The organism is Bradyrhizobium sp. Mp27 (assembly GCF_029953005.1).
In the GTDB taxonomy this organism is placed as follows: domain Bacteria; phylum Pseudomonadota; class Alphaproteobacteria; order Rhizobiales; family Xanthobacteraceae; genus Bradyrhizobium; species Bradyrhizobium barranii.
The window spans coordinates 1-25,086 of record NZ_JASAUS010000120.1 but is presented as its reverse complement, the minus strand read 5'-3'; the positions used below and the strand labels follow the sequence as shown (position 1 = coordinate 25,086).

Here is a 25,086-nt window from a genome sequence, read left to right as displayed (position 1 = left end):
GGCGGGCGTGGCGTTCGCGGTTGGAGGTGATGGGGTTGGCTTCGCAACCGAATCCTACGCCGCATCAGCGCTTTACCCCTCAGGCGCACTCTTACGAATAAGACGGGCTAGGCACATCTATTTGGCGGGACTTCCCTCTCAATCCGAGGCCGCGTTTCGGCGGGCTGGCATCTGCAGCTTTATTCACGTCAGTTGCGACGCCTTGGCAACGCTAAATGCCGCTTACAACCGGATCCAAAACCCGAAGGTTTCCGGATAATCGACAATCGAACGCGAACACTCAGATGTCATCCATCAGCGTTATCCCGAATTTTGCAAGTATTGCTTTCGAAAGGTGCTCGGTCGCCGCTTCTTCTGTTTCCGTCGATCCGTGGGTGACTCCGGAGGGCATTCCGGTCAAGTCAGCATACGGAGAAGCAGATATCGCCGGGCTCGATTTCCTTGAGACCTGGCCAGGCATCGCGCCGTTCCTGCGCGGTCCCTACCCGACCATGTATGTCAACCAGCCCTGGACGGTCAGGCAATATGCCGGCTTCTCCACGGCGGAGGATTCCAACGCGTTCTACCGCCGCAACCTCGCCGCCGGGCAGAAGGGTCTCTCGGTCGCCTTCGACCTCGCCACCCATCGCGGCTATGACTCAGATCATCCGCGGGTCGGCGGCGATGTCGGCATGGCCGGCGTTGCGATCGATTCCATCTACGACATGCGCACGCTGTTCGCGGGGATCCCGCTCGACCAGATGAGCGTATCCATGACTATGAACGGCGCTGTGCTGCCGATCCTCGCGCTCTACGTCGCGGCCGCCGAGGAACAGGGCGTGCCGCCGGAAAAGCTCTCAGGCACCATTCAGAACGACATTCTGAAAGAGTTCATGGTGCGCAACACCTACATCTACCCGCCCGCGCCCTCGATGCGGATCATCTCGGACATCTTCGCCTACACCTCGCAGAAGATGCCGAAATACAATTCGATCTCGATCTCCGGCTATCACATGCAGGAGGCCGGCGCGACGCAGGACCTCGAGCTCGCCTATACGCTCGCCGACGGCGTCGAATATCTGCGCGCCGGCCTTGCCGCGGGCCTGGATGTCGACCGCTTCGCGCCGCGGCTGTCGTTCTTCTGGGCGATCGGCATGAACTTCTTCATGGAAGTCGCCAAGCTGCGCGCCGCGCGCCTGCTCTGGGCAAAGCTTCTGAAGCCGTTCAACCCGAAGGACCCGCGCTCACTGTCGCTGCGCACGCATTCCCAGACCTCGGGCTGGTCGCTGACAGCGCAGGACGTCTTCAACAACGTGATGCGCACGACGGTGGAGGCGATGGCGGCGACACAAGGCCACACCCAGTCGCTGCACACCAACGCGCTCGACGAAGCGCTGGCGCTGCCGACCGATTTCTCGGCGCGCATCGCCCGCAACACCCAGCTGTTCCTGCAGCAGGAGAGCGGCACCACCCGCATCATCGACCCCTGGGGCGGCTCCTATTATGTCGAGCGTCTCACGCGCGACCTCGCGGCGAAAGCGTGGGGCCACATCCAGGAGGTCGAGGAGCTCGGCGGCATGGCGAAGGCGATCGAGGCCGGCCTGCCGAAGCTGCGCATCGAGGAAGCCTCGGCCAAGACGCAGGCCCGGATCGACGCCGGCAAGCAGGCGGTGATCGGCGTCAACAAGTACAAGCCCACCGACGAGGACAAAATCGAAATTCTGAAGGTCGACAACACCAATGTTCGTCGGCTGCAGATCGACAAGCTGACGCGGCTGAAGTCCGAGCGCAACCAGAACGACGTCGATGCCGCCCTCGCTGCGATCACGCGCTCGGCCGGCGAAGGCAACGGCAATCTGCTGGCGCTCGCGATCGACGCGGCGCGAGCGAAAGCAACCGTCGGCGAGATTTCGGACGCGATGGAGAAGGTGTTCGGCCGGCACCGCGCCGAGATCAAATCCATCACCGGCGTCTACAAGCGGGAGGCGTCCAGCATGGGCAATCAGGTCGAGAAGGTTCAGGCGCTGATCGATGCCTTCGAGGAAGCCGAGGGTCGCCGTCCGCGCATCCTCGTCGCCAAGATCGGCCAGGACGGCCACGACCGCGGCCAGAAGGTGATCGCGTCGGCATTCGCAGACATCGGCTTCGACGTCGACATCGGGCCGCTGTTTGCGACCGCCGACGAGGCGGCGCGGCAGGCCGTCGAGAACGACGTGCACATTCTCGGCGTCTCCTCGCTCGCCGCCGCGCATCTGACCGCCGTGCCGGAGCTGAAAGCCGCGCTGAAGAAGCAGGGCCGCGACGACATCATGATCATTGTCGGTGGCGTGGTGCCGCCGCAGGATTACGATGCGCTCTACGCGGCCGGTGCCGAGGCGATCTTCCCGCCCGGGACGGTGATCGCCGATGCCGCGGATCAGCTGATCCAGAAGCTCAATGCTCGGCTCGGGCACAGTGAGGCGGCAAATAGTAAGCGCCACGGCAGATAGTAACGGCGTATCGGTCCAGATTGAAAGCTCAAAGCCGGGGCGTCGAACTTACGAATTGATCCTGCAGTCCGCAGGCAGAGTGCCGAACAGCGCATATCTGGGCTTGGAGAAGATTGGTGTAAGATGCGACGCAAAGGTTTCGTTGCAGTCAATAGGCAAATGCGGACGAATTTGCCTCATATTTTCGCGATCGGCGATGTCGCGGGTAACCCGATGCTCGCCCATAAGGCGGTTCACGAGGGGCATGTCGCGGCAGAAGCGGCTGCCGGGCTCAAGAGCTTATTTGACGCGAAGATCGTCCCGAACGTCGGCTACACTGATCCTGAGGTGGCCTGGGTTGGCATCATGGAACAAGAAGCGGCCTCCTCAGGCAGGCACGTTAGATCCGCGAAGTTTCCGTGGGCTGCCTCGGGCAGAGCGATCGCCTCGGGCGCGTCTTATGGCATGACCAAGCTGATCATCGACCAAGAGACGCACCGCATCATCGGCGGTGTGATCGTTGGCCCGCACGCTGGCGACATGATTGGAGAAATCTGCCCGGCGATCGAGATGGGCGCCGATGCAATTGATCTCAGCAAGACCATCCATCCGCATCCGACGTTCGGAGAGACAATAGGCCTAACTGGCGAAGTGTATGAAGGTGTTTGCACGGATGTGTTGCCGGGTCCGAAGAGATCGACCAAGCGGGCGAGCCACTAGAAATCCAAAAACCTGAGCCGGCTCAGGTGCCTCGCTGCCGATTGTTCATAGGGGACCCGAATATGGCGGGAAGTTCTCGCAGGGAAGTAAAGGTACCTTTGAGCGTTCAAGAGGAGGAATTTGCCGCGGCATGTCGAGACTTCGTTCTGGAGAGGAAACCTGATCTCGCGGCATCCATCGTCATTGTACACAACCAGCTCAGGATTGTGAACGATCCGCATGTTCGGCTCGCGTTTGTAGAACTTGGTCTTGCCAGATTGGTACGAGTTCTACATCTCGCAATCGAGGGCAAGGCGATTGCGCTCAAAAGAGTGCCAAGACTCCTGTTCGACCTGGCGAGCTATAGAAGGAAGATACTCCGCGCGCTAGGTAGGGACGATTGAGGACAGCCCCTCGGGTTACTAGCACGATTCATTCAACGCGCAGATTAGAGGAATAGATACTCATCGACGCAACGAGGACCGGCAGTCATCCCTTGGCAGGAGATTCGGATCTCTGAATTGCAGAGGCGGGTACGGCGGTGCGGGCATTGCGAGATCGGAGCCGGGCGATGAAATGAACTACCGGACGCGCGGAGCCTGGTGATCGGGACCTTCCAAGTCTCGCGCGCGCTCTTTGTCGTGCTGTCGAAATCGTACGACCCGTCAAATGCCGGAAACGGTGCGGAGAGGTGCCGACTTCAGCACAAAATGCGGTCTGACATGTACGATAGTATTGCTGCTGGAGGTCGTTCGTTGGGTTTCTGCGATCGAATTCCGCATTCGGCGTCTGCGAAAGATTTGCGATCTTTCGTTTTCCTCCCTCTACTCGGCCCGGCGCGATCGCCGGGCCCTTTTTCTCGGCCGCTGACGATATCTAGTGCCGCTCGAAGCCGGTTGATCAGCGTCGTATGATCTTCTTCAAGATTTCGGTGAGCGCTCGAAATTCATCTTGGGTCAGCGGAGCGAATGTCTCGCCGGAAATCTCGCCAATAGTTTCAATCGCTGCGTCCGCTATCCGTCTTCCCTTCTCGGTCAAATCTATCTCGCGTCGCCGCGGATCCAGAGGGTCTTTGGAGCTCTTGATGAGGCCGCGAGATTTCAGGCGATTGATAACGCCGGTGATGGTCGCCGAATCATAATGAATTAGCCGTCCTAAGTGGTTTTGCGAGCAAGGACCTACCTCCTTCAATTTCGCTAGCGTCGAGAATTGGGGCCCCGTTAATTCTTCAATCATCTTAGCGGCAAAGATGGACGTGTGAGTACGGAGCGCGACTCGCAACAAAAAGCCCGGTGCGTCATCCAGCCGGTACGAATCTATAGCTTCTTTCACTTTCCCGGCCGCGCGCGGCTTTGTCTTGGGTTGCACCACTTTTTGCTTCCTTGCCGTAGGTTGCCTCAGTTCAAGAAATACAGGCTTCTAGCTCCGAAGGTCTTCGGTGCCGGCCGATTGTCTACATTTCCCGACCTAGGAAATCCATCTTTGTTCGACTTCATTCTGTTTAATGCGATTTGCTTCGTTGAGAGCCCCGGCAGTGGCTCGCTTCGATGCGTCCGTCGTTCGCATATCGAAATCCGCTCCGCCTAAGAGGCAAACCCATTCTCGCACGCGCTGGGCTAGACCGATTCGCTCCTGGCTTGCCTCCGATCACGGGAAGAGGACATCTCATAACTTGCAAGCGAGTGCAGCACTTGCATACAAGTGGTAAATGTCGTAGTGTCCTGAGATTGCTCCCCGGGGCCTTGGCTACACGCCTTACGGACCGGCGCGCCAAAGTACTATCGGATTTGCGTATGTCGGCGATTGACAACATGAGTTCCGTTCGGTCCGACCTGATCGAAAAGGTTACGGGACGCGCCGAGTACGTTACCGACCTGACGGTTCCGGGGATGCTGCATGGGTTTGTGGTTCGCTCGCCAGCCGTTCATGCCCGCATCGCTTCGATCGATTCGCGCGTTGCGCGGGCCATGGACGGCGTTGTGGACGTGCTAATCGGCGAAGACGTCGCCTCGTTCGGTAACTGGGGCGTTGTGCTTAAAGACCGGCCGATCATTGCGACCGACCGCGTGAGATATGTGGGCGAACCCGTCGCCGTGGTGATCGCGGAGACAATCGAGATCGCAGAAAACGCCGCAGAACTAGTCGATGTGGAATACGACGACCTTCCGCGCGCAACGACCATCCAGGAAGCCCTGGCGGAAGAAGCGCCGCTCATCCACGAGCGCCATGAAAATCTGGAAGACTTTTATTTCAAGGGCGGCGCCCGGCCGACCCAGAACAGCAACATTTTCCACACTTACCGGAACAACGTCGGAGACGTTGATGCTGCAGAGGCGGCCGCGGCCTACATCCACGAAGACCGCTTCACCTTCCCGGCCATTTCTCACTTCGCAATGGAGCCGCATGCGGTCATTGCGGATTTCCAGGGGGACTCTCTGACGGTTTGGGCAGGTGCACAAACGCCGACCGCTGTTCAGAAGGTGCTCTCACGGCTCTACGGACTGCAGTTGGCCAAGGTCCGCGTGATCGTTCCGTTTGTCGGCGGAGGGTTTGGCGGCAAGGCCTCGGTGAAGATCGAACCTTTGGTTGCCGCTGCATCGTGGAAGGTGCAGCGCCCGGTTCGCGTTGCGCAATCCATGACTGAATCAATGCTCACCTCCCGAAGGTTGGGCGCCGACATCACGATTCGAACGGCTTTGGACGCCAAGGGACGGATCCTCGCCAAGAGCGCCAAACTGCTGCTCGATGGCGGGGCATATTCCGACACAGGCTCAGCGGTCGCCACGAAATCGGCAAATCGCATCATGGGCCCCTACGTGGTGCCCAATCTGCGTCTTGAGGCGTGCGCGGTCTACACGAACACCGTTCCAGGTGCGGCCTTCCGCTCGATCGGAGGGCCGCAAGCTGTTTGGGCCAAAGAATCGCACATGGATAATGTCGCGGCGGCAATCGGCATGGATCCGTCCGAGTTTCGGTTGCTGAATTTGGCGTCCCGCGGTGAGCGCATCCGCCCCGATTTGCGGGCGCTCGATATGGATATGAGCGAGCTGATAGGCCGGGTGACCCAGTCGTTCGCATCGGAGGTGAAGGCCTCCAACCGGCAGGCGTGCGGACTGGCAGTCGCCGCAACCGATCCGGCCAATACGCCGATCAGCAACGCGATCGTACGTCTCAAGATCGACGGGTCGATCCTAGTTTCGGTCTCCAGCATTGAAGTCGGCCAGGGCGCGCACGCGGCCATGGCGCGCATCGCATCGCAGACCTTGAAGCAGCCGGCCTCCGCGGTAACCGTCTTGCGCACCGATACGGCCGTCGCCCCTTACGACTGGGGCACAGGCGCAAGCCGATCGACCGTGGTCGTCGGCCTTTCCGTCGAGAATGCCGCAATCGACGCAGCCGATCAGATCCTCGAAATGGTTGCTGATGTTTGGGAGCTTCCCCGGGAGAACCTGTCGCTTGTTGAGGGGGGTGTCTCTACCGGATCAGAGGTTCTCACTTTCCATCAGATTTTTCACCGCACGCTGGGTGTCGACTCGGGAGAGGTCATCGGCCGCGGCGCGATTACGCCGCGCTCGAAGAAGGGCGCCCTGGCCGAGTCCCCTCTGTTCTGGGAGACTTCCGCGGGCCTTGCTGAAATCGTTGTCGATGAAGGCACCGGCGAGATCCGTGTCCCCCGATATGCCAGCGCCGCTGACGTCGGCCGCGCGATCAATCGCGTTGCGGCGGAAGGGCAGGACGAGGGGGCTGCCATCATGGGCCTCGGACACGCGCTTTATGAAGTGCTGGAGTTCGAGGATGGTCAGCCCATCAATGCGACGCCGATCGATTATTCGATACCGCGCATCTCTGACGTTCCCCCCGTGTTTGACACCATCCTTATCGAAAACGGGGACGGTCCTGGTCCAGGCGGCGCCAAGGGAATGGGCGAGGGAGCGATCCTTCCGGTCGCGCCCGCGATCGCCAATGCGCTGTTCTCCACCTACGGCATTCGGATCACCGAGCTGCCAATGACGCCCGAAAAGGTATGGCGCGCCCTGCAGAAGAGGAACTGAATTCATGGAATTCAATATGTCGATGGTGGTGCCAGCGACGCCGGCGGAGCTTTGGAGCACGCTGCTTGACGTCCCTCGCATATCGGGTTGCATCCCCGGCTGCGAAAACGTCGAGGAAATCGAGCGGCTTGCAACTTACAAAGCGACCGTCAAACAGAAGATCGGCCCGTTCAAGGTCGAGGTCCCCGCCGACATCATCGTTGAATCGATAACGGAGCCATTTCACGTCCGCACGCGCGCCACGGGCCGCGACAAGATCACCGGGACGAGGCTGGCGGTGGTTCTCGACGTGACCGTGACGCCGGAAGGGGCGGGGTCCACATTCGCCGTAGACGCGAAGGTCGACGTGCAAGGTCGCCTCGCGACTATGGGGTTCGGCGTCATCAAGCGTCGCGTCGATCAGAACTTCGATGAGTTCGAGAAGCGGCTCAAAGAAATGTTGGGCGCGACCTGATCATGCTGCCATCACCCTTCGAATTCGAGAGGCCTTCGACGATCGCAGGCGCCGTGCGTGCGGTCGGACAGTCCGGTGATGGCATGTTCTACTCCGGCGGAACCGAACTGCTGCTGGCGATGAAGATGCGCGTCATCCATACGGACCGGCTCATCGACATCAAGGGAATCCCCGGACTTGACCGCATTGCTCTGAACGATGCGAATAACATCGAAATCGGTGCGCGCTGCACGCACAACAAGATCGCCAATGATCCTGTTATTCGCGAGTACGTGCCGGCGCTGTCCTCGCTCTGCGCCAACGTCGCAAACGTCAGGGTCCGCAGCGTTGGAACGATCGGAGGCAATCTGTGCTTCGGAGAGCCCCACGCCGATCCGCTGACTATGCTCGCGGCCTTGGACGCACGGCTGGTGCTTATTGGCCCCAGCGGTACGCGTGTCGTTCACGCTGACGATTTCATCCGGAGTGAGCTGGAAACGGTGCGGGAGCCGGATGAGCTTCTGACAGTCATTGCGTTTTCGCGCCCTACCGGTCCGGTGACCTATCGGCGGTTCAAGCATGGTGAGAGGCCCTCGGTGAATGTCGCGATGGCCTGGTCGCTAGGCGTCGGCGAGAGGACGATCAAAAGCGCCCGCGTGCGGGTCGGAGCGCTCGGTTCGCGACCTCAGCCTTTGAAGGCCGTCGAAGACACCCTCCAGGGCATATCCGTCGCGGAAGTCCGCCCGGCTATCGAGGCGGCGCTCCCGACGGCGCTGGATGAGCTTGAAGTCAACGAGGATCGGCATGGCGGCGCCGACTATAAGCGGCACCTTGCAGGTGTCTTGCTTCTGCGAAACGCGGACGAGGCGATCGCCGCAGCCGGGAGCGCGTGAAATGACACATGTGCTGCCCATTTCGTTCTCGCTGAACGGCCAGGCGATCGCGATCGACGTTCCTGCCCATACGCTATTGATTGATCCGGGATCGCCTTGGCCTCAAGGGGACGAAGCGCTCCTGTGACATGGAGGTGTGCGGCGCCTGCACCGTTCTGCTCGACGGTGAGCCGATCTCGAGTTGCACCACGCTCGCCGTCGATGTCGATCAGCGGGAGGTCACGACGATCGAGGGCGTAACGCCGCCTGAGGGCCTGTCGCGGATTCAGAAGGCGTTCGTGCTTCACGGCGGCCTTCAGTGCGGCTTTTGCACTCCGGGCTTCATCATGGCTGTCACAGCGTTGCTGAAGGCGACGCCGCACCCGACTGACGAAGAAATCCGTCACTACCTGCACGGCAACCTCTGCCGCTGCACCGGATACACCAAGATTTTCGAGGCCGTAAGGAGCCTTGCCGCCGAGCAAGTCTCCGAAGACGCCGCCTAGCCCGTCGCAAGATAGCGCAATGTCGTTTGGAGATATCATGAGTCTTGAACAGGTCAGTAAATCGAGTGTCCTCATTGCCGGCGCCGGCATCGGCGGCTTGGCGATGGCGCTTTCGCTGCTTCGTCGCGGCATCGATTGTGACGTATTTGAGCAAGCGTCCGAGTTGCGCGAGGTCGGAGCCGGCCTTTGGATCTCCATGAACGGCGTGCGCGTTCTTCGGGATCTCGGCCTCACCGAACAGGTCGAGCAGAACTGCATCGCGGCCGAGCGACGCTCGATCCGGCTCTGGAACACCGGTGATAGGTGGCCCCTCTACAACCGCAGCTCCGACGCGGCGCGCAATCAGCCCTATCTGCTGCTCCGTGCTCACCTGCTGAAGATTCTCGTCGACGGCGTGCGCGAGTTGAAGCCGGGCGCCATTCATCTGAGCGCCCACGTTGTCGGGTTCAGTCAAGACGACGAAGGGGTTCGGGCCAAGCTTGCTGACGGCTCCGAAGTCGAAGGGCGCGCGCTGATCGGCGCTGACGGTGCGCATTCGAAGGTCCGTCTTGGCCTCATCGGCAACATCGAGAGCCAGTACACGAAGGCCATCGCGTGGCGTGGTCTCGTGCCCGTCGACCGCCTTGCGCCGCATCAGCGCGAACCCGAGGTGGCAACCTGGATCGGACCCACCGCTCATGTCACGGCCTATCCGGTCCGTTGGCAGAACACCGTCATGATGACCTTTTCGGGCCAGGTCGACCATGACGACTGGCTCCTCGAATCCTGGTCGGAGAAGGGTTCTGTCGAGGAATGCCTGAAGGACTTCGAGGGCTGGGATCCGGACATCATCCAACTGGTCAAGAATGTGGATACCCTGAACAAGTGGGGACTGTTCGTGCGGCCGTCGCTGGGTACGTGGTCGAAGGGATGCGTCACCCTGCTCGGCGACGCCTGCCATTCGATGCTGCCGTACCTCGGGCAGGGCGTGAACATGGCCCTGGAGGATGCATCCGTCCTCGCCCGTTGCTTCGAGGAGAAGCCCGATGACATCGCGGCGGTATTCAAGACGTATCAGGGCCTGCGGCTCGATCGCACCACCAAGGTCGCAAAGTCGGCGGCCGGCATGCTGCCGATCTTTCATAACCAGGCGCTGTGCAAGCCGGAGACGGCGGGTGACTACATCAAGACCCAGTGGGCACCGGACGCGACGGCTGCGCGATACGATTGGATCTACCAGTACGACGCGGCCACCGCGCCGCTTCACTGACATGCTCACGATTGTGACCTCTGGAGCGCAACAGTGACTGGCACCAGGCAACCCTGGGACGACGTGATACCGCTGGACGAGCGCGAGACCTATCCCTCGCAGGGCTGGGTGGTGCGGCGGGATTCGGCAGACGACCGGCGTTGCTGGTCATCGACGTGCAGTATCGTTCGGTCGGCGACCGGCCGATGCCGATCCGCGACGCGATCAAGCAATACCCCACCAGCTGCGGCGAGGCCGGTTGGCATGCGATCGCACACATCGCCGAGTTGGTGCGGCTGTTTCGCGAGAAAGAACGGCCGGTGATTTTCCCGCATGTCGCGCGGAAGGTAGGCCAGGACCAGGGCGCGTTCTCCGCGAAGATCCCGGGTATCATGCGGATCCCGTCCGAGGGCTACGAGTTCGTCCGAGAGGTGGCTCCGGAGCCCGGCGAGTTGCTGCTGCCGAAAACTCAGGCAAGCGCGTTCTTCGGCACTCCGCTTGCGACCTATCTGATTGGTGCCGGCGTCGACTCGCTGGTGGTGACCGGCTGCACGACCAGCGGCTGCGTGCGGGCTTCGGTTGTGGATGCGTGCGCGCTGAACTTCAAATCAATTGTGCCGAGCGATGCGGTCTACGACCGCTCGCCCACGTCTCACGCCGTCAACCTGTTCGATATCGCCAGCAAATACGCGGATGTCATGCCGACGCAGGTCGCCATCGAGCGGCTTCGCGCGCTGTCGGATGACCACACAAAGGATCAGCAGACGTGAGCGGCGCCGCGGCATCCGGATTGCTTTACGGCGCCAATGTGCACGCCAACGGCATTCGGCAGCATTATTTGCGGTTCGGCGGGGCCGGGCCGGCGATCATCATTGTCCCTGGCATCTCGACGACTGCGGCGCAATGGGCCTTCATCGCAGAACGCCTGTGCTCCGGCCACGACGTTTTCGTGCTCGATGTCCGCGGTCGCGGCCTTTCCGAAAGCGGCCCGCATCTCAATTATTCGCTCGACGCATACGCATCCGACCTCATCGGGTTCGCTGAAGCGCTTGGAATGGGCCCTTATACGCTGCTGGGCCACTCGATGGGCGGCCGCATCGGAATCCGCGCCGCGCGTTGGCGGCCATCTTTCATGGACCAACTGATACTGGTCGATCCGCCGGTCTCCGGTCCCGGACGCCGCGCCTATCCGATTCCGGTCGAACCGCTTCTCAAATTGCTTCAAAGCGCGAAGCGCGGAGAAGCCGACGCGGCGCTGCGAAGCCCCTCTGCTCCGCGGTGGCCCGAGCTGCACATCCGCACTCGGGCCGAGTGGATGCATACCTGCGACGAGCGTGCTCTCATCGAGAGCCATAACGGCTTTCATGACGATGATATCCACCGCGACCTCGCCCATCTCGGCGTTCCCACCGCATTGATCGTCGCCGGGCGGGGAGGGGTCATTCGACCCGAAGATGAAGCGGAAATTCGCGGATTGCTGCCGTCGATCGCGATCAGGACGCTGGAAAGCGCGGGTCACCAAATGCAGATCGACGATACCGAGGGCTTCCTTTTGATCGTCGAAGAGCTTCTAGCGCGACCACGCGATCGGTTCGACGGCCGCGTGTCTACGTTCGGCAAACAGGAGATCAGTGAAGATGTCCCGACAAATCGTTGATGTTGAAATGCTCGAGCTCTTCAAGGCCGAGCTGACACTCTGCAAGGTGACGAAGGGCGAAGTCGTTGCGGTCCTGAGCGGCGGCGAGGATCAGCAGGAATACGCCCAGGCCTTCATGCTGGCCGCGCAGAGCCTCGGCGCAACGACATTTCATCTCAACGTGCCCAAATACGGCCAGGGCAAGGTCGCGGGCCTGCAGGGCCGGCATGCGCTCACGGGCAACCAGCCGGCGATTGATACGCTCAAGCGCGTGGACATGGTGATCGATCTCCTGGGGTTGCTGTTCTCTCGCGAGCAAGCCGAAATTCAGGAAGCGGGCACGCGCATCCTGCGCGTGATGGAGCCGTTCCACATCCTCAAGAAGATGTTCCCGACCGAAGATCTGCGCCGGCGAACGGAGCTTTCTCGAACCCTCCTCCAGTCGGCCAGCAAAATGCGGATCACGTCGCCCGGCGGAACGGACGTAACTTATGGCCTGAAGCAATACCCGGTCATTTCCGAATACGGATACACGGATGAGCCCGGGCGCTGGGATCATTTCCCGTCAGGCTTTGCCTTCACCCAGGCGACCGATGGCGAGGTCAACGGCACGGTCGTGCTGATGCCCGGTGACATCCTCTGCGCGTTCAAGCGTTACATCCAGTCGCCGGTCACGCTGACTGTAAAGGACGGTTATATCGTCGACCTCAAGGGCGAGGGCACGGACGCGCTCCTCATCAAAAACTATATCGACAGTTTCGGCGATCCGCGCGGCTGGGCGATCTCGCATATCGGCTGGGGATCGAACGAGCGTGCCACCTGGCACCACATCGCGGTCTCCCAGGAGCTCGCGTCGGAGCACATCATGAATGCGCTTTCCTTCTACGGGAACGTCCTGTTCTCGACGGGGCCGAACACGGAGCTCGGCGGTACGAATGACACGCCGTGTCATTTGGACATCCCGCTTCGCGGCTGCAGCCTGTGGCTCGACGATATCCACATCCTCGACAAGGGCGACTTTGCTTATCCGGAATTGAGAGCGCCGGGCCGCTAGGCCCCCGCGCATCAAAATCGGTGCTCGGAGCCGCATTTGCGACTCCCAACGACGCGGAAAGCGTTTCGATAACGACCATCAATTGTCCAGTTCTCTCAACGGGAAGCGCACCACATGTCTACGGCGATCGGAACTTCGGAAGATTACACGGCGAGGCAACGGTATTCGATTATGATCTCGGCGATGCTGGGCTACATTCTCGACTTCTACGACGTTCTGATCTTTCCGTTTCTTTTGCCCGCGATCCAACGGTCGATGTCGCTATCGTTGGCCGAGGTCGGTTCACTGCAGGCTCTGACACTGTTCGGGTCGGCCATTGGCGGCGCGCTGTTTGGGATCGTTGGTGATCGACTTGGCCGAAAGACCTCGCTTCAACTCACAATCGCGCTGTTCTCGGTTGCCGCGATCATTTCGGCCTTCGCATGGAATTACTGGTCGCTTGCCGTGCTGCGGTTGATCACGGGCATCGGTCTTGGCGGCGAGTATGGCGTAGGCATGGTGCTCTTCAACGAGGCCTGGAAAAAGAGCAGCCGAGGTTTGGGCGCGGCCGCGCTCCAAGGCTGTGCCGTGATCGCGTCATCCCCGGCTTCAATCGTTGGCATCTGGCTGATTGCGACGTTCAGCGACGAGTGGAGCTGGCGCATCGGCCTACTGAGTGGCGGTGTGCCCATCCTGCTGATCATCTTCATTCGTTTCTTTATGCCTGAATCCAAGATCTGGCTGGAGTATGAGGCGCAACGCAAGGCCGGTCAGGTCACCGCAGAAGCCCGCACACTTCCCCTTGCGGATCTCTTCCGCAATGGGCTGGCACGGCAGACCGTCATCGCCTTCGTATGGCTGATGAGCTACATGCTCTGCTACTACAGCGTAGTCTCCTTTATTCCGACACTGCTGCTGCGCGATATGCATACGCCAGGTGATGTCGTTCGCACGACAGCCGTTCTGCTCTCGGTGGTCAGCGGTATTTGCTACCTCGCGAACGGCTTTTTCAACGACAGGGCTGGCCGCCGCTTCGGAGCCCTCGTGCCCGCGCTGTTCTGGGTCGGGTCTTTGGTCGGTATGGCTGTGTGGGGGAGCCAGCTCTACGTGGGATCGAAGACTGAGTGGCCGATGTTCTGGCTCTACATCGGCTTCGGCATTGGCAACGTCGCGCTGGGTGTGACGGGCGTCTGGATCTCGGAGCTCTATCCGGTCAACCTGCGTGCGACAGCGGTGTCTACATTCTATATGGGAGGTCGCGGGCTCGGCAGCATAGCCCCTGTGATCGTGCCACTTGCGGCCGCCCATTTCGGCGGAAGCCTTCTCAACGGCATGGTTGCGGTGGCCCTTCCCGCTGCGGCCGTCTTCATTCTCGCCTCTCTTTTGCTGCCCGAGACCCTCGGCCGGGATTTGTCCGCGAAGGGCTTCAAGGTCGACACGGAAACGGAGGCCACGATGAAGGCTGCGTCGGTGTCGAGCGTTTGACGCTGGTGGAAGGGCTTGACCGGCGAGATGAGGGTTGTCGACCTGCTCATCTCGTCGATGCATGCGCAGTGGAAAGGAGCTGGCACTCCGTCATCCGATCCTGGTCAACATGGCGCAAGTGTTGGCCGACTTGTAGCGGCTGTAACGAAACCTAAACCGATCACTTGTATACAAGCAATAATCTATGCGCCTGAGCCCGCCGGGCAGTTGCCTTGGAGACGTTCCTTGAAATCACTCAATAACCTGCCGATCACTCCCAAGATCAGCATTCTAGTTGCGATCTCGATGCTGGGCCTCTTCTCAGCTGGATTGCTTGCGGGCTATTTGATGCAGAAGGAAATGATCAATTCGCGTGTCGAACAGACCCGCGCCATCGTCGAGATCGCCAAGAACTTTGCATTAGGCTTGCAGAAGCAAGTCGAGGCAGGCCAACTCACCACAGAGGCGGCAATTGCTGAATTCTCCCGCCGTGCTCAGACGATGACGTATGACAAGGGCGCGGGCTATATTTTCGCAAATACGATGGAAGGTGTCGCGGTCGCCTCTCAGGATCCAAAGACAATTGGGGTCAATCGTCTTGACGGCAAGACCAACGGACGTGCGCTGATCCGCGAACTGCGGGACGGCGTGGCGGCGAACGGCGATGTCGTGCTGCGTTACGAGTTTATGAGGCCCGGCGAAAAGGAGCCGATCAGGAAGCTGTCCTACGCGGTAGGCATTCCCGGATGGGACATGTTCGTCGGTTCCGGCGCGTATCTGGATGATCTTGATGCCAAGCTGCAACCGATCATGTGGTCGCTCGGGGGTGCCATCATCGTGATCGGACTGGTCTCGGGTGTCATCTCCTGGTTCCTCGGCCGCAGCATCACTAAACCGTTGGCAGTACTTGGCACGTGCATGAGGCGGCTCGCTGACGGCGAACTCGAACAGGACATTCCAGGTGTAGGTCGGAAAGATGAGATCGGCGCAATGGCCGCGACCGTCCAAGTGTTCAAGGACAACGCGATTCGCATTCGGGGGCTGGAGCAGGTCGAGGCCGAAGCTCAACGACGCACGGCTGCCGAGCGCCGTGCCACCTTGGAGAGCATTGCGAATGATTTTGAGCAAAGCGTCGATGGCATCGTTCGTGCGGTCGCCGCTTCAGCCGCCGATATGCAGGGCACAGCGGATATTATGACCACGACCGCCAGCGATGCTAGTCTGCGCGCGTCCACCGTCGACGCTGCGTCAGAAAAAGCGTCCGGGAACGTCGAAATGGTAGCCGCCGCCGCCGAAGAATTATCTGCGTCGGTAAGGGAGATATCGCAACAGGTGTTGCAGTCGACTGAGGTCGCGCGCCAAGCTGTTGGTGACGCTGAGCGCACAGACGCTACGGTGCAGGTCTTGGCAAGCGGAGCCGAAAAGATCGGCGAAGTCGTCCAGCTCATCCATAGTATCGCCACGCAGACCAATCTCCTGGCCCTCAACGCGACGATCGAAGCGGCGCGTGCCGGCGACGCCGGACGCGGATTTGCTGTCGTGGCAGCCGAGGTTAAAGCGCTTGCCAATCAGACGGCAAAGGCAACGGAGGAGATCTCCGCGCAGATCGAGACCATGCAGGCAACTACAAACGACGCAGTGCTCGCCATTAACGGAATTACGCAAACGATCGCCAGGATGAGTGACATCACGCTGAGCATTTCCTCCGCGGTCGAGGAGCAGAGTGCTGCGACAAGCGAAATTGCGCGCAACATCCAGTCCGTTGCCGCGGGTTCCAGCGAAATCAGAGGCCATATAGGCAGCGTCAGCACCGCTGCGGCCGCCACCGGTACAGCAGCCGGCGACGTTCTCACTAACGCGCGCGGGTTGGAGAATCAGTCGGATATGCTGCGTACGGCGGTAGACCAATTTCTGACCAAAATGCGAGCCGCCTGACCGGACGTTCCTGCCAGCGGCGCATCGCTCGTGGGCACTTGAGACGTCCGCGCCCAACGCGAGGCAACTCCGCCTTTCACATGGCGGTTGGGTGGGAAGTTCTTACGTGATGATCACGCGACCATTGGATGTTTTGATGCGTTGGGTCGCCTTTTTTAAGAGATATGTTTCTTTTTCCCTGTCGAGGTTGACAGTTTTATCTTGTGCTCCATAGGAATGCCCGGTTGCAGGTGCCATCCCGCCCCAACGGGTCGCGGTCTCAAGAACGTCGCAACGAATTGGTGAAACGACCGTGAACAAAGCGTGACGGAAACGCCTATTGCTATCAGTGAAATCAATAGCTTAGAGGATGGCCACCGCGTTCGAGAGGCGGGGGGCTCGGTCAGATCGCAACTTGAACCGAATGTCGGTATCGGTGGTTGCGCCTCCCCGCAACCAAATTCGGAATGACCGGTTCCGATACGAAAATGGCCCGCATCACGCGGGCCATTTTTGTTTGGTGGGGCGGGCACCTACCGTCTCAGGTCACGACGAGTCCCTCGGCCTTCTTCAGATAAGTAAGCGAACCACGCCGAACTTCGCCGGTTGGGCCGGGCGTCGCGGCAATTGCGATCTCTACTCACCACTCAATTGCGTGCGCCATCACCGTACTTCTCATCAGTGCCTTCCAAGGGACCGGCCGCGAACGGAATGAGCAACAGTCCGAGCAGCGCCACGCAAGCGAGGAGGGCCCAGGCTTCGTTGGCGCTGAGCGCGAACGCGGCCTTTTCGACCATGGGACGCAGATAGGCTTCAACCGTGGCATCGGAGACCTGCGGAGGGCGGTGGGTAAACAGCGTCAGGTCAAGCCCGATCGCCTGAGCCGCAGTCACATCGCCCGCAATCAGGCGCTCGCGCAAAGCGTCGGCGTGCCCGCCGGTGCGTCCGTAAAGGATCGTATCGATCAGCGCGATGCCGATTGCGCCCCCGAGGTTTCGCATCAGGTTGAACAGGCCGCTTGCGTCGGGTACCCGTGATGCCGTCAGCGAACCCAACGCCAGCCGGGTCGGAGGCAGCAGGCAAAACATGATCGCAACGCCGCGCAAGACTTGCGGCCAGAACATTTCTTGGAAGTCGGCGACACGGCTCTCGAATGCACTGCAACCCAGCCCGATCGCGAACAGACCAAACCCCGCCGCCGACAACCAACGGGGATCAAACCTGCTTTCCAGCAGGCCCGCAATCGGCGCGGTGGCAAGCTGCGCAACGCCGGTGACGAGCATGATCGTGCCGATTTCAAATGCGTCATGATGTCGAACATAGGCGAGGAAGACCGGCATGAGATAGACCGAGCCGAACAATCCAACTCCGAGGAAGAAGCTCAATGCGCAACCGATCGCAAACGAGCGCGATCTGAATGTCGACAGTTCGACCACCGGATGCGCGGCCCTGAGTGTTCGGATGGCGAAGACGGTTGCCGCGGCAGCACTCAAGACGATCAGGATGGAGCAGAATGGAGAAAGCCACCCGCGTTGCGGGCCTTCCTTCAGACCGATCTCCAGGCATGCAAGCGAAACCGCAAGAAGTCCGAGAGACGGCACGTCGAGTGTAGCCAGATCAGAAAGCCGGGGTCGTTCGCGCGGCAGCAGCATTGGCGTGGCGAGTGCGGCGACCACCCCAGGAGCGACATTGATCAGAAACAGCCAATGCCAGGACCAGGTATCGGTGATCCAGCCACCGACCACCGGCCCGACCGTGGGCGCCAGCACGGCCATAATGCCGGCCATGGTGGTGGCAACGGGATGCAAACGGATCGGAAACAGCAGAAAGACAGCGGAAAAAACCGCCGGAATCAGCACGCCGCCAGCGAAACCCTGAAGCACGCGGAAGCTGACAAGCGTCGCAAAACTGCTGCTGAACGCGCAGCCGATGGAGGCAAGGGTAAAGAGGCTGATCGCAATAACGAACAGCCATCGCAGCGTCAGAACGCGCGTAAGCCACCCGGTCAGTGGAATGGCGATGATCTCGGCGATCAGATATGCGGTTTGAATCCAGCTCATCGCCTCTCGCGATATGGCGAGTGTACTCTGGATCGTGGGTAGCGAAGTGGCGACGACCTGAATGTCGAGGATCGCCATGAACATGCCGAGGCACATCAGGACGAAGCCAAGCCACGTAGCTGCACTCGGCTCGGTAACCCGTTCAGTCATCATGCGCCACGCACAATGTCTCACGGGATGCGGCGAGGGCGAGGTTTTCGGCCCGTATGCGGATCGCGAGAACCGCAGCGTTGAGGATGGTGAAGACGATGGCCAGCAGCGGTAGACCCAGAACCAAAGGGAGCACGGCGATCTCGCCGGCAACCACGGCATAGTTGGGATGCGACAGAAATCGATAGGGTCCCGCTGACACGAGCGGCTGTTCGGGCAGAACAATAATCCGCGTCGTCCATCGTGAGCCGAGCGTCCAGATGACCCAGAAGCGAAGGCACTGAAGGATAAGATAGCCGGCCAGGGCAACGACATTCACCGGTTGGTCGCGGCCGAACACCCACAGCGACAACAGCCAGGCGGCATGAACCGTGATGATCGACGGATAATGCCGGGGTGCCACCTCAACGGCGCCGCGGGCCAGGAGCTTTCGAGTGTTAGCGCGCGAAATGACGAGTTCGCCGACGCGCTGCAGCGTGATGGCGCCGAGAATGAGTTCAGTAAACGTCACGCAGTGTGCCGTAGCGTGACACAGCTCGCGGTGAAGCCGGGTCCGAGCGCCGTCAACAGTGAGCGCGCCGGCAGCCCTTTCGCGCGAGCCTGCTCAAGCACAAACAATACAGTGGGTGACGACATGTTACCAAAGTCGGCGATAATCTGTCGTTCATGGGAAAGCGTTCCTTGGTCGAGCGCGAGCGCGCCTTCCAATGCACAGATCACCTTCGCGCCGCCGGGATGGCAGATGAACCGGTCAATGTCTTCCACCGAAAGACGCATTCTGGAGAGAATCTCGGTCACGGCGGAGCTGAAATGCCTCGTGACGAAGTCAGGTATGGTGCGGCGAAAGATGACGCCGAATCCTTCCGGATCGACACTCCATCCCATGATGCCAAGCGTATCCGGCCAAAGGTGTTCGCCGGCAGCCTCGATCTGCGTCGCACCGCCATCGCCCGCGCGCAACACGATTGCAGCAGCGCCGTCGCCAAACAGGCTGACGGCGACGATGTTGGCTTTGGTAAGTTCGTCCAGGCGAAGTGCGAGTGAGCAGAGCTCGATCGTGACCAGCAGCACGTTGGTGCCAGGGCGCGCTTGGGCGAGGCGCGACGCAATCGATAGACCCGAAACCCCACCCGCACAGCCAAGACCAAACACCGGTACACGCATTGCGTCGGACCGGAAGCCCATCCGGCGAGCCACGCGCGCCTCGAGACTTGGTGTCGCGATTCCCGTGGAAGAGACGGTCACGACAGTGTCGACATCGCCGCCAGCAAGTTGCGCGCTCGCCAGCGCCTTCTCGGCGACATCGACAAATAGCGCTTCAGCTCCCTCGAGAAAGGCCTCGGTGCGTTCGGGCCAGCCTCGTCGTTCGAGATACCAGTCGAACGGCTTGACGCCGTGACGCTTGACTATGCCGGTATTCGAGAAAATGCTTGAGAACCGTTCGAATTCGGGAAAGCGGGCGCCGAAGACATCCCATGCCGCCGTCAGCACGTCCTCTTGCAAAAACACGTGGGGAGGGACCGACGTCGCTAGGGAGACCAGCGCAGTCGGAGGCATCGGGGATCCTGGTGTTGCGGTCATCAGCATAAGAAACATCGGCGCGGTGCAAATATTTCGACGCTTGTAAGAAATGATCTAGCCGGACATGTCACTAAAACTTGAATAGCGTTACGACTTCCCAGGTTTGGATTCGACATGCCGAGGTTGTCGCGTCCGCGTAGCGAGGAATTCGAGCGCCATCAGAAATCTAACCATGCTCCGTCAAACTGTTGCCAACGCGATCGTTGACGCCATCGCGGACTCCATGAAGCGAGTTGTCCAATGACCGAGATCGACCTTGTCAACGTGTTCACTCACATGGGGCGCGGCGGCAACCCCTGTCCGATTGTCATCGATGCATCGAGCCTGACTGCTGCGGGGATGCAGTCGGTGGCGCGGCATTTCGGGCATGAGTCGGGCTTCGTCCTCCCGGCTCTCAGCGGCGACGCCGACTATGCCTTCCGGTTCTGGGTTCCGCGACACGAGATGGAGATGTGCGGTCACGCGACCATCGGCGCGCTCTGGGTCCTCGCGACCAAGGGGCGCTTGCCGGGCGAGCAGGTCCGCATCGAGACCCGCAGCGGATCGGTGACGGGCTATGTCGATCGTGTGGACTCGGGCGAACCGTCCGTCGAGATCAGCCAGCCTGTCGGCAAGGTCGTCGATCTCTCGCGTGCCGAAGAGGAGGACGTTCTGTCGACGCTCAAGCTGTCGCGCCGCGATCTGCTTGATATGCCGGTGCAGAACGCCGTCACGTCGCGCGTGAAGACGCTGATCCCGATCAAGGGCGTCCGCGAGCTCAATGAGCTGGTGCCGGACCCGGCGCAGATCGAGGCGTGCTGCGGGCGGATCGGGTCCACCGGACTTTACCCCTACGCCATCGAACATCAGGGCGAACGGCGCTTCGAGGCGCGACAGTTTCCGAAGTCATCAGGCTACCCGGAAGATGCTGCCACCGGCATTGCCGCCGCGGCGCTCGCGTTCGGACTGCTCAAGAACGGCCTGGTCGAGCGCAACAGCGCGCGGATCACCATCATGCAGGGCCGGGCGATGGGGTCGTTGTCCGAGATCCGGGTGCGGCTCGGCTTCGCCGACAGCCGGCCCGTGGGTTGCCTGCTTGGAGGCTCCGTCACGCGCGCGGAGCAACATGTCTCGCAGCCCTAGCAGGTCGGCGGCGCGCTAGACATGGGCCTTCGGCGTTGTAGCTAGAAAATCGATCATGGCGCGAACGCCAGGCAACATGCCGCGCCGGGACGGACGCGCGGGCCATTTTTTGTTTTGGGATACGCCGGGTGGGCGACATCAGCCGATCTCTTGCGCACTCCACAAATCAGTCGTGCGCGAATGCCCTCAGTCCGGAAAGCTCAGGATCATTTTGAGCAGTTTCGGAAACCGCGCGTTGATGTCCTCTTCGCGCAAAACGTTGCGGTGCTGGACGCCTTGCTTTGACGTCCGGATCAGGCCGGCCTCCCGCAGGATCCGAAAATGGTTCGACAGGGTCGACTTCGCCATGTCGGGGCACGGCGCCGCCTCGGTGCACGACATGCAATCGTTTTGCGCGGCCAGGCTTTTGACGATGCGCAGCCGCATCGGATCCGCGAGAGCTCCAAGCACCCCGGCGAGTGTAATCTCGTCCCGCGATGGGTGAACGAACTGCACCATGCCCAAATTATAGCACGTCCCTTGAACTCATTCAATAGTTCACTAGTATTGAACTATTGAATATCGGCATCCCGCCGAACAACGGAAGACATGCGATGACCAAGAGACTCGAAGGCAAAGTTGCGCTCGTGACCGGCGCATCCAAAGGCATTGGTGCCGAAATCTCCGCCCGGCTTGCGGCCGAGGGTGCGGCGGTTGCCGTCAACTACAGCGCCAGCAAAGAGGCCGCCGACCGCGTGGTCGCAGCCATCATCGCCAAGGGTGGCAAAGCCGTCGCCGTGCACGGCAACCTGGCCGATGCCAAAAACGTGAAAAGCGTCGTCGCGGAGACCGTGAAGGCGTTCGGTGCGATCGACATCCTCGTCAACAATGCGGGCATCTACGAATTCGCGCCGCTCGAGGCCATCACGCCTGAGCATTTCCACAAGCATTTCGACCTCAATGTGCTCGGGCTTCTCTTGATCTCGGGGGAAGCGGTGCAGCACTTCAATCCCAATGGAGGAAGCATCATCAACATCAGCTCCGGCGTGTCGACCATCGCGCCGCCGAACACCGCCGTCTACACCGCGACGAAGGCATCGGTGGATGCGATCACCTCGGTGCTGTCGAAGGAGCTCGCGCCGCGCAAGATCCGCGTCAACGCCGTCAATCCCGGCATGATCGCCACCGAAGGCGTCGTGTCCGCCGGCCTGCACGAGGGCGACATGCGCAACTGGATCGAATCCACCACCCCGCTTGGCCGCATCGGCAAGGTTGAGGAGATCGCTGCCGCGGTGGCCTTCTTCGCTTCGGACGAAGCGTCCTACGTCACGGGCGAGACACTTCACGTCACCGGCGGCCTTCGCTGACGCGCGACTTGCCCTGGCGGCCCGAAATCGCTGAAGGGCGTCGTCCCGGCATGGTCGGTGGTGGTGTATCCCCGTGTGGGATCCGCTGGTGTCACGGCGCGGGCCGCTTCGATGAGCAAACAGGGCGAACAGCAATGCCCTCCGCGACCGAGAAAGCGCAATCGCCGGCGAGCGCGAAAACTCGCCGGCGACGCGTCGCCCTGGGCAGAATGCAACCTGTTACCGCGTCAGGCGAACCAGATCCTGCCTTAGCAGATAGAACGAGACTGCGAGCAGGACGACGTCCTTCATCAGGAAGGGCACGTTGCCCGTCATCGCGGGGAAGCCTCCCGCGGCGAGGTCCCAGCCCTCCGGCATGAAGGGAATGATGGTGACGGTCGCGATGAAGGTGCCGGTCGAGCCGAGGGCGCCGAGCACGCCAAGCCGGTGGCTCCAGAAGCCCGCGAGCAGCAGCCCGCCAAAGGTCCATTCAGAAACGCCGAGGAAATAGCTGGCGCCGGCATGGCCGAACACGGGATAGAGCCACCAGATCAACGGGCCGTTGCTGATGAACGGGACCAGCCGTTCGAATTCGTACGGAAACCACTTCTGGTAGCCGAAGAAGAAGAACATGATCACCATCGAGGCGCGGACGACATGGTAGTCGAGATCTTCCGCGAGCAGGCCGGATCCCTGCAGGGCGCGGACGAGAGGATTTTGGGCGGTGTGGGTGTTGGCAAGCATGGTCATGGTCGTGATCCCTGATGTGAGATGAGCGACGTGGCGGCCGTCGCGTTAGGCGATCGCCGGGAAGTCGATCTCGGTATCGTTGATGCGGTTGAAGACGTTGGTGAACACGGTGGTGGCAAAGGCGAGGCTGATGTCGACGAGCTGCGCGTCGCTGTAGCCGGCGGCCTTGATCGCGACGAAATCATTGTGGCTGACGGTGCCGCTGGTGCGCGCAAGCTTGTCGACGAAAGCGACCAGCGCATCGCGCTGGGCATCACCGGTGGGCTGGCCATCGCGGATCTGCTTCAGAACCTCCGGCGCCAGGCCGACGAGCTTTGCGAGATGGCTGTGGGCGGCGACACAATAGTCACAGCCGGCGGCTTCGCTGATCACGAGCTTGATGATCTCCTTGTCGGACTTGGTCAGTCCGCCGGAGGCGAGCACAGTGTCGGCAGCGAGCACGGCCTTGAGCGCAGCGGGGCCGTGGGCGGCGATGGCCGCAAAGGTGTTCGGCACGCTGCCGATGGCCTTCTTGATCTGGGCATAGACCTGGCCGGAGGGGCCGGCGTCAATTTCGAGGTTCGGGACGGAAAGACGGGACATATGGCACTCCGTGATTGGGGTGGTGAACGATTGCTGAGTGACAGTAGGGTCGTCATCTGAGATGTTGAATGCTTGATCGGCTTGCATATATGCTCAATCGTCTCAATCAACGCGCCGAGAGAGGAATACGATGGATTGGCTGAGCCGGCTGTTCGAGATGATGCCGGTGCGCGGCCGTCTGGACCTGCGCTGCTCCTACGGCGCGCCCTGGCGGATCGAGCAGGGGCCGAGCGAGGCCAACGAGATCCCGTATCATGCGGTGCTCGCCGGCTCGGCGGTGCTGGACGATCCGGCGGGAGGCCGGCCGTTGCCATTGGAGGCCGGCGACATTCTGCTGCTGCCGCGCAACCCCCGGCACGTCATGCACGACGGCAGCGGGGCTGCGCCGCTGAAGGCCCGCAACCGCGCGTCACTCAACTTCACGATCAGCGAGAATCCCGGCTCGGACGCCCGGCTCGATCTGCTGTGCGGACATTTTTCGATCGCCCCGCCGCACGACCGGCTGCTGCGCAACTATCTGCCGCCGGTGCTGATCGTGAGGGCCGGCGCGCAGGCCGGAGAGCGGGACACGGCGGGGCAGCTCGCGGGTCTCGTTGCCTTGATGCGCGGCGAGACCGCAGACGATCAGCTGGGCGGCCGCGCGATGCTGAACGCGTTGTCGACGGCGATGTTCGCGCTCGTGCTGCGCCTCGCCAGCGAGACCGGGGACGCGCCACGCGGGCTGCTTGCGCTCGCAGGTCACCCACGCCTCGCGCCGGTCGTCGCGGCCATGTTCAATGCGCCCGCGCGGGCATGGACGCTGCCCGAGCTTGCGCAGCTCGCCAACATGTCGCGTGCGACCCTCGCCCGTCAATTCCAGGAGAAGGTCGGACGTTCGCCCAGCGAACTGCTGACCGACATCCGCATGACGCTGGCAACGAACGAACTGAGGAAATCCTCGCTCTCGACCGGAGCGGTGGCCGAGGCGGTCGGATATCTGTCCGAGGCGGCATTCCAGCGGGCGTTCAAGAGCCACATGGGCATCACGCCCGCGCAATGGCGAAAGGCTGCGCAGACGCCTGCGACGATTGACGAGCTGGAGCTGGCGAAGAGCGCAGACGCGGCATCGGGTGTCGAGAATGCCTAGTACCCACTTTTCTTGGAACGTGAGTCGTGATTCAAGGTCGGGATGATACCCGAAGCAAGAGAAGTCCACCTTTCGAGGAAAGATCGCAAGGTGCTTGAGGCGTGCT

The 25,086-nt window shown here is 61.1% G+C and carries 23 protein-coding genes; 16 read left to right on the top strand and 7 right to left on the bottom strand.

Translation table 11 applies throughout. The annotated features are described in order from the left end of the window. The first annotated feature begins 293 nt into the window (after nt 1–293). On the top strand, nt 294–2,468 hold the full coding sequence (gene scpA / locus QJT78_RS38040) for a methylmalonyl-CoA mutase (RefSeq protein WP_038952046.1): 2,175 nt from the start codon (nt 294–296) through the stop codon (nt 2,466–2,468). A 159-nt stretch (nt 2,469–2,627) separates the two neighbouring features. Beyond that, the gene (locus QJT78_RS38035; protein WP_049807899.1) at nt 2,628–3,167 is read left to right on the top strand and encodes an FAD-dependent oxidoreductase; all 540 of its coding nucleotides are present in this window, start codon (nt 2,628–2,630) and stop codon (nt 3,165–3,167) included. A gap of 879 nt (nt 3,168–4,046) precedes the next feature. Here QJT78_RS38035 and QJT78_RS38030 read toward each other — a convergent pair. After that, complete coding sequence (locus tag QJT78_RS38030; protein WP_038944656.1) at nt 4,047–4,517, bottom strand: MarR family winged helix-turn-helix transcriptional regulator; 471 nt, start codon at nt 4,515–4,517, stop codon at nt 4,047–4,049. A 422-nt stretch (nt 4,518–4,939) separates the two neighbouring features. On the opposite strand from QJT78_RS38030, the gene QJT78_RS38025 reads away from it, so the two are divergent. From QJT78_RS38025 to QJT78_RS37980, 11 genes are all read left to right on the top strand, one after another. Continuing rightward, the gene (locus tag QJT78_RS38025) at nt 4,940–7,198 is read left to right on the top strand and encodes a xanthine dehydrogenase family protein molybdopterin-binding subunit (RefSeq protein WP_080586740.1); all 2,259 of its coding nucleotides are present in this window, start codon (nt 4,940–4,942) and stop codon (nt 7,196–7,198) included. 4 nt (nt 7,199–7,202) lie between these two features. Beyond that, nucleotides 7,203–7,652 carry an SRPBCC domain-containing protein gene (locus QJT78_RS38020; protein WP_038944658.1) on the top strand — a complete coding sequence of 150 codons (450 nt, stop codon included), beginning with the start codon at nt 7,203–7,205 and terminating at the stop codon, nt 7,650–7,652. 2 nt (nt 7,653–7,654) lie between these two features. Beyond that, nucleotides 7,655–8,524 carry an FAD binding domain-containing protein gene (locus tag QJT78_RS38015; RefSeq protein WP_038944659.1) on the top strand — a complete coding sequence of 290 codons (870 nt, stop codon included), beginning with the start codon at nt 7,655–7,657 and terminating at the stop codon, nt 8,522–8,524. Nucleotide 8,525: 1 nt separating this feature from the next. Beyond that, nucleotides 8,526–8,651 (top strand): hypothetical protein, encoded by a 126-nt coding sequence (locus QJT78_RS53250; protein WP_309248409.1) that lies wholly within the window; start codon nt 8,526–8,528, stop codon nt 8,649–8,651. Nucleotide 8,652: 1 nt separating this feature from the next. After that, on the top strand, nt 8,653–9,009 hold the full coding sequence (locus tag QJT78_RS38010; protein ID WP_309248410.1) for a 2Fe-2S iron-sulfur cluster-binding protein: 357 nt from the start codon (nt 8,653–8,655) through the stop codon (nt 9,007–9,009). Further along, on the top strand, nt 8,975–10,258 hold the full coding sequence (locus QJT78_RS38005) for an FAD-dependent monooxygenase (protein ID WP_244433171.1): 1,284 nt from the start codon (nt 8,975–8,977) through the stop codon (nt 10,256–10,258). Before QJT78_RS38010 ends, QJT78_RS38005 begins: the two co-directional genes overlap by 35 nt. Nucleotides 10,259–10,398: 140 nt before the next feature. Continuing rightward, nucleotides 10,399–11,007: an isochorismatase family protein gene (locus QJT78_RS38000; RefSeq protein WP_240537716.1), complete on the top strand. Its 609-nt coding sequence runs from the start codon at nt 10,399–10,401 to the stop codon at nt 11,005–11,007. After that, a complete protein-coding gene (locus tag QJT78_RS37995) occupies nt 11,004–11,894 on the top strand; it encodes an alpha/beta hydrolase (RefSeq protein WP_028148924.1) in 891 nt (296 codons plus the stop codon). The genes QJT78_RS38000 and QJT78_RS37995 overlap by 4 nt, the downstream gene beginning before the upstream one ends. Continuing rightward, nucleotides 11,875–12,927: a leucyl aminopeptidase gene (locus QJT78_RS37990; protein ID WP_038952045.1), complete on the top strand. Its 1,053-nt coding sequence runs from the start codon at nt 11,875–11,877 to the stop codon at nt 12,925–12,927. Before QJT78_RS37995 ends, QJT78_RS37990 begins: the two co-directional genes overlap by 20 nt. Before the next feature lie 114 nt (nt 12,928–13,041). Continuing rightward, nucleotides 13,042–14,391 (top strand): MFS transporter, encoded by a 1,350-nt coding sequence (locus tag QJT78_RS37985; RefSeq protein WP_038944660.1) that lies wholly within the window; start codon nt 13,042–13,044, stop codon nt 14,389–14,391. Between the two features lie 285 nt (nt 14,392–14,676). After that, a complete protein-coding gene (locus QJT78_RS37980; protein ID WP_085965174.1) occupies nt 14,677–16,305 on the top strand; it encodes a methyl-accepting chemotaxis protein in 1,629 nt (542 codons plus the stop codon). Nucleotides 16,306–16,931: 626 nt separating this feature from the next. Here the strand turns inward: QJT78_RS37980 and QJT78_RS37975 are convergent. From QJT78_RS37975 to QJT78_RS37965, 3 genes are read right to left on the bottom strand one after another with little or no spacing between them, the layout of a single operon-like run. Continuing rightward, nucleotides 16,932–18,497 (bottom strand): DHA2 family efflux MFS transporter permease subunit, encoded by a 1,566-nt coding sequence (locus QJT78_RS37975; protein WP_240537717.1) that lies wholly within the window; start codon nt 18,495–18,497, stop codon nt 16,932–16,934. Beyond that, nucleotides 18,487–19,005 (bottom strand): isoprenylcysteine carboxylmethyltransferase family protein, encoded by a 519-nt coding sequence (locus QJT78_RS37970; RefSeq protein ID WP_038944662.1) that lies wholly within the window; start codon nt 19,003–19,005, stop codon nt 18,487–18,489. The genes QJT78_RS37975 and QJT78_RS37970 overlap by 11 nt, the downstream gene beginning before the upstream one ends. After that, the gene (locus QJT78_RS37965) at nt 19,002–20,051 is read right to left on the bottom strand and encodes a type III polyketide synthase (protein WP_028148919.1); all 1,050 of its coding nucleotides are present in this window, start codon (nt 20,049–20,051) and stop codon (nt 19,002–19,004) included. The genes QJT78_RS37970 and QJT78_RS37965 overlap by 4 nt, the downstream gene beginning before the upstream one ends. A 264-nt stretch (nt 20,052–20,315) precedes the next feature. Here QJT78_RS37965 and QJT78_RS37960 point away from each other — a divergent pair, with 264 nt between their 5' ends. After that, the gene (locus tag QJT78_RS37960) at nt 20,316–21,197 is read left to right on the top strand and encodes a PhzF family phenazine biosynthesis isomerase (RefSeq protein WP_028148918.1); all 882 of its coding nucleotides are present in this window, start codon (nt 20,316–20,318) and stop codon (nt 21,195–21,197) included. Between the two features lie 186 nt (nt 21,198–21,383). Here QJT78_RS37960 and QJT78_RS37955 read toward each other — a convergent pair whose 3' ends face one another. Then, nucleotides 21,384–21,695, bottom strand: a complete 312-nt coding sequence (locus QJT78_RS37955; RefSeq protein WP_028148917.1) for a helix-turn-helix domain-containing protein — start codon at nt 21,693–21,695, stop codon at nt 21,384–21,386. Between the two features lie 95 nt (nt 21,696–21,790). On the opposite strand from QJT78_RS37955, the gene QJT78_RS37950 reads away from it, so the two are divergent. Next, nucleotides 21,791–22,543, top strand: coding sequence for a glucose 1-dehydrogenase (locus tag QJT78_RS37950; protein ID WP_028148916.1), 753 nt, complete (start codon nt 21,791–21,793; stop codon nt 22,541–22,543). Between the two features lie 219 nt (nt 22,544–22,762). Here QJT78_RS37950 and QJT78_RS37945 read toward each other — a convergent pair whose 3' ends face one another. Then, nucleotides 22,763–23,272: a DUF417 family protein gene (locus QJT78_RS37945; RefSeq protein ID WP_028148915.1), complete on the bottom strand. Its 510-nt coding sequence runs from the start codon at nt 23,270–23,272 to the stop codon at nt 22,763–22,765. 45 nt (nt 23,273–23,317) lie between these two features. Further along, entirely contained in the window at nt 23,318–23,854 is a 537-nt protein-coding gene (locus tag QJT78_RS37940) for a carboxymuconolactone decarboxylase family protein (protein WP_028148914.1), read from the bottom strand. 130 nt (nt 23,855–23,984) lie between these two features. Between QJT78_RS37940 and QJT78_RS37935 the strand changes: the two genes are divergently transcribed. After that, nucleotides 23,985–24,980, top strand: a complete 996-nt coding sequence (locus tag QJT78_RS37935) for an AraC family transcriptional regulator (protein WP_080586741.1) — start codon at nt 23,985–23,987, stop codon at nt 24,978–24,980. Nucleotides 24,981–25,086: the final 106 nt, after the last annotated feature.

Coding starts and splice junctions, on each gene's coding strand:
- QJT78_RS38015 (WP_038944659.1), top strand. CDS start 7,655: ATGCTGCCATCACCCTTCGAATTCGAGAGGCCTTCGACGATCGCAGGC.
- QJT78_RS37975 (WP_240537717.1), bottom strand. CDS start 18,497: ATGATGACTGAACGGGTTACCGAGCCGAGTGCAGCTACGTGGCTTGGC.
- QJT78_RS38020 (WP_038944658.1), top strand. CDS start 7,203: ATGGAATTCAATATGTCGATGGTGGTGCCAGCGACGCCGGCGGAGCTT.
- QJT78_RS37950 (WP_028148916.1), top strand. CDS start 21,791: ATGACCAAGAGACTCGAAGGCAAAGTTGCGCTCGTGACCGGCGCATCC.
- QJT78_RS37990 (WP_038952045.1), top strand. CDS start 11,875: ATGTCCCGACAAATCGTTGATGTTGAAATGCTCGAGCTCTTCAAGGCC.
- QJT78_RS38010 (WP_309248410.1), top strand. CDS start 8,653: ATGGAGGTGTGCGGCGCCTGCACCGTTCTGCTCGACGGTGAGCCGATC.
- QJT78_RS38035 (WP_049807899.1), top strand. CDS start 2,628: ATGCGGACGAATTTGCCTCATATTTTCGCGATCGGCGATGTCGCGGGT.
- QJT78_RS37960 (WP_028148918.1), top strand. CDS start 20,316: ATGACCGAGATCGACCTTGTCAACGTGTTCACTCACATGGGGCGCGGC.
- QJT78_RS37965 (WP_028148919.1), bottom strand. CDS start 20,051: ATGCCTCCGACTGCGCTGGTCTCCCTAGCGACGTCGGTCCCTCCCCAC.
- QJT78_RS37935 (WP_080586741.1), top strand. CDS start 23,985: ATGGATTGGCTGAGCCGGCTGTTCGAGATGATGCCGGTGCGCGGCCGT.
- QJT78_RS37980 (WP_085965174.1), top strand. CDS start 14,677: ATGCTGGGCCTCTTCTCAGCTGGATTGCTTGCGGGCTATTTGATGCAG.
- QJT78_RS38025 (WP_080586740.1), top strand. CDS start 4,940: ATGTCGGCGATTGACAACATGAGTTCCGTTCGGTCCGACCTGATCGAA.
- QJT78_RS37985 (WP_038944660.1), top strand. CDS start 13,042: ATGTCTACGGCGATCGGAACTTCGGAAGATTACACGGCGAGGCAACGG.
- QJT78_RS37955 (WP_028148917.1), bottom strand. CDS start 21,695: ATGGTGCAGTTCGTTCACCCATCGCGGGACGAGATTACACTCGCCGGG.
- QJT78_RS37945 (WP_028148915.1), bottom strand. CDS start 23,272: ATGACCATGCTTGCCAACACCCACACCGCCCAAAATCCTCTCGTCCGC.
- QJT78_RS53250 (WP_309248409.1), top strand. CDS start 8,526: ATGACACATGTGCTGCCCATTTCGTTCTCGCTGAACGGCCAGGCGATC.
- QJT78_RS37940 (WP_028148914.1), bottom strand. CDS start 23,854: ATGTCCCGTCTTTCCGTCCCGAACCTCGAAATTGACGCCGGCCCCTCC.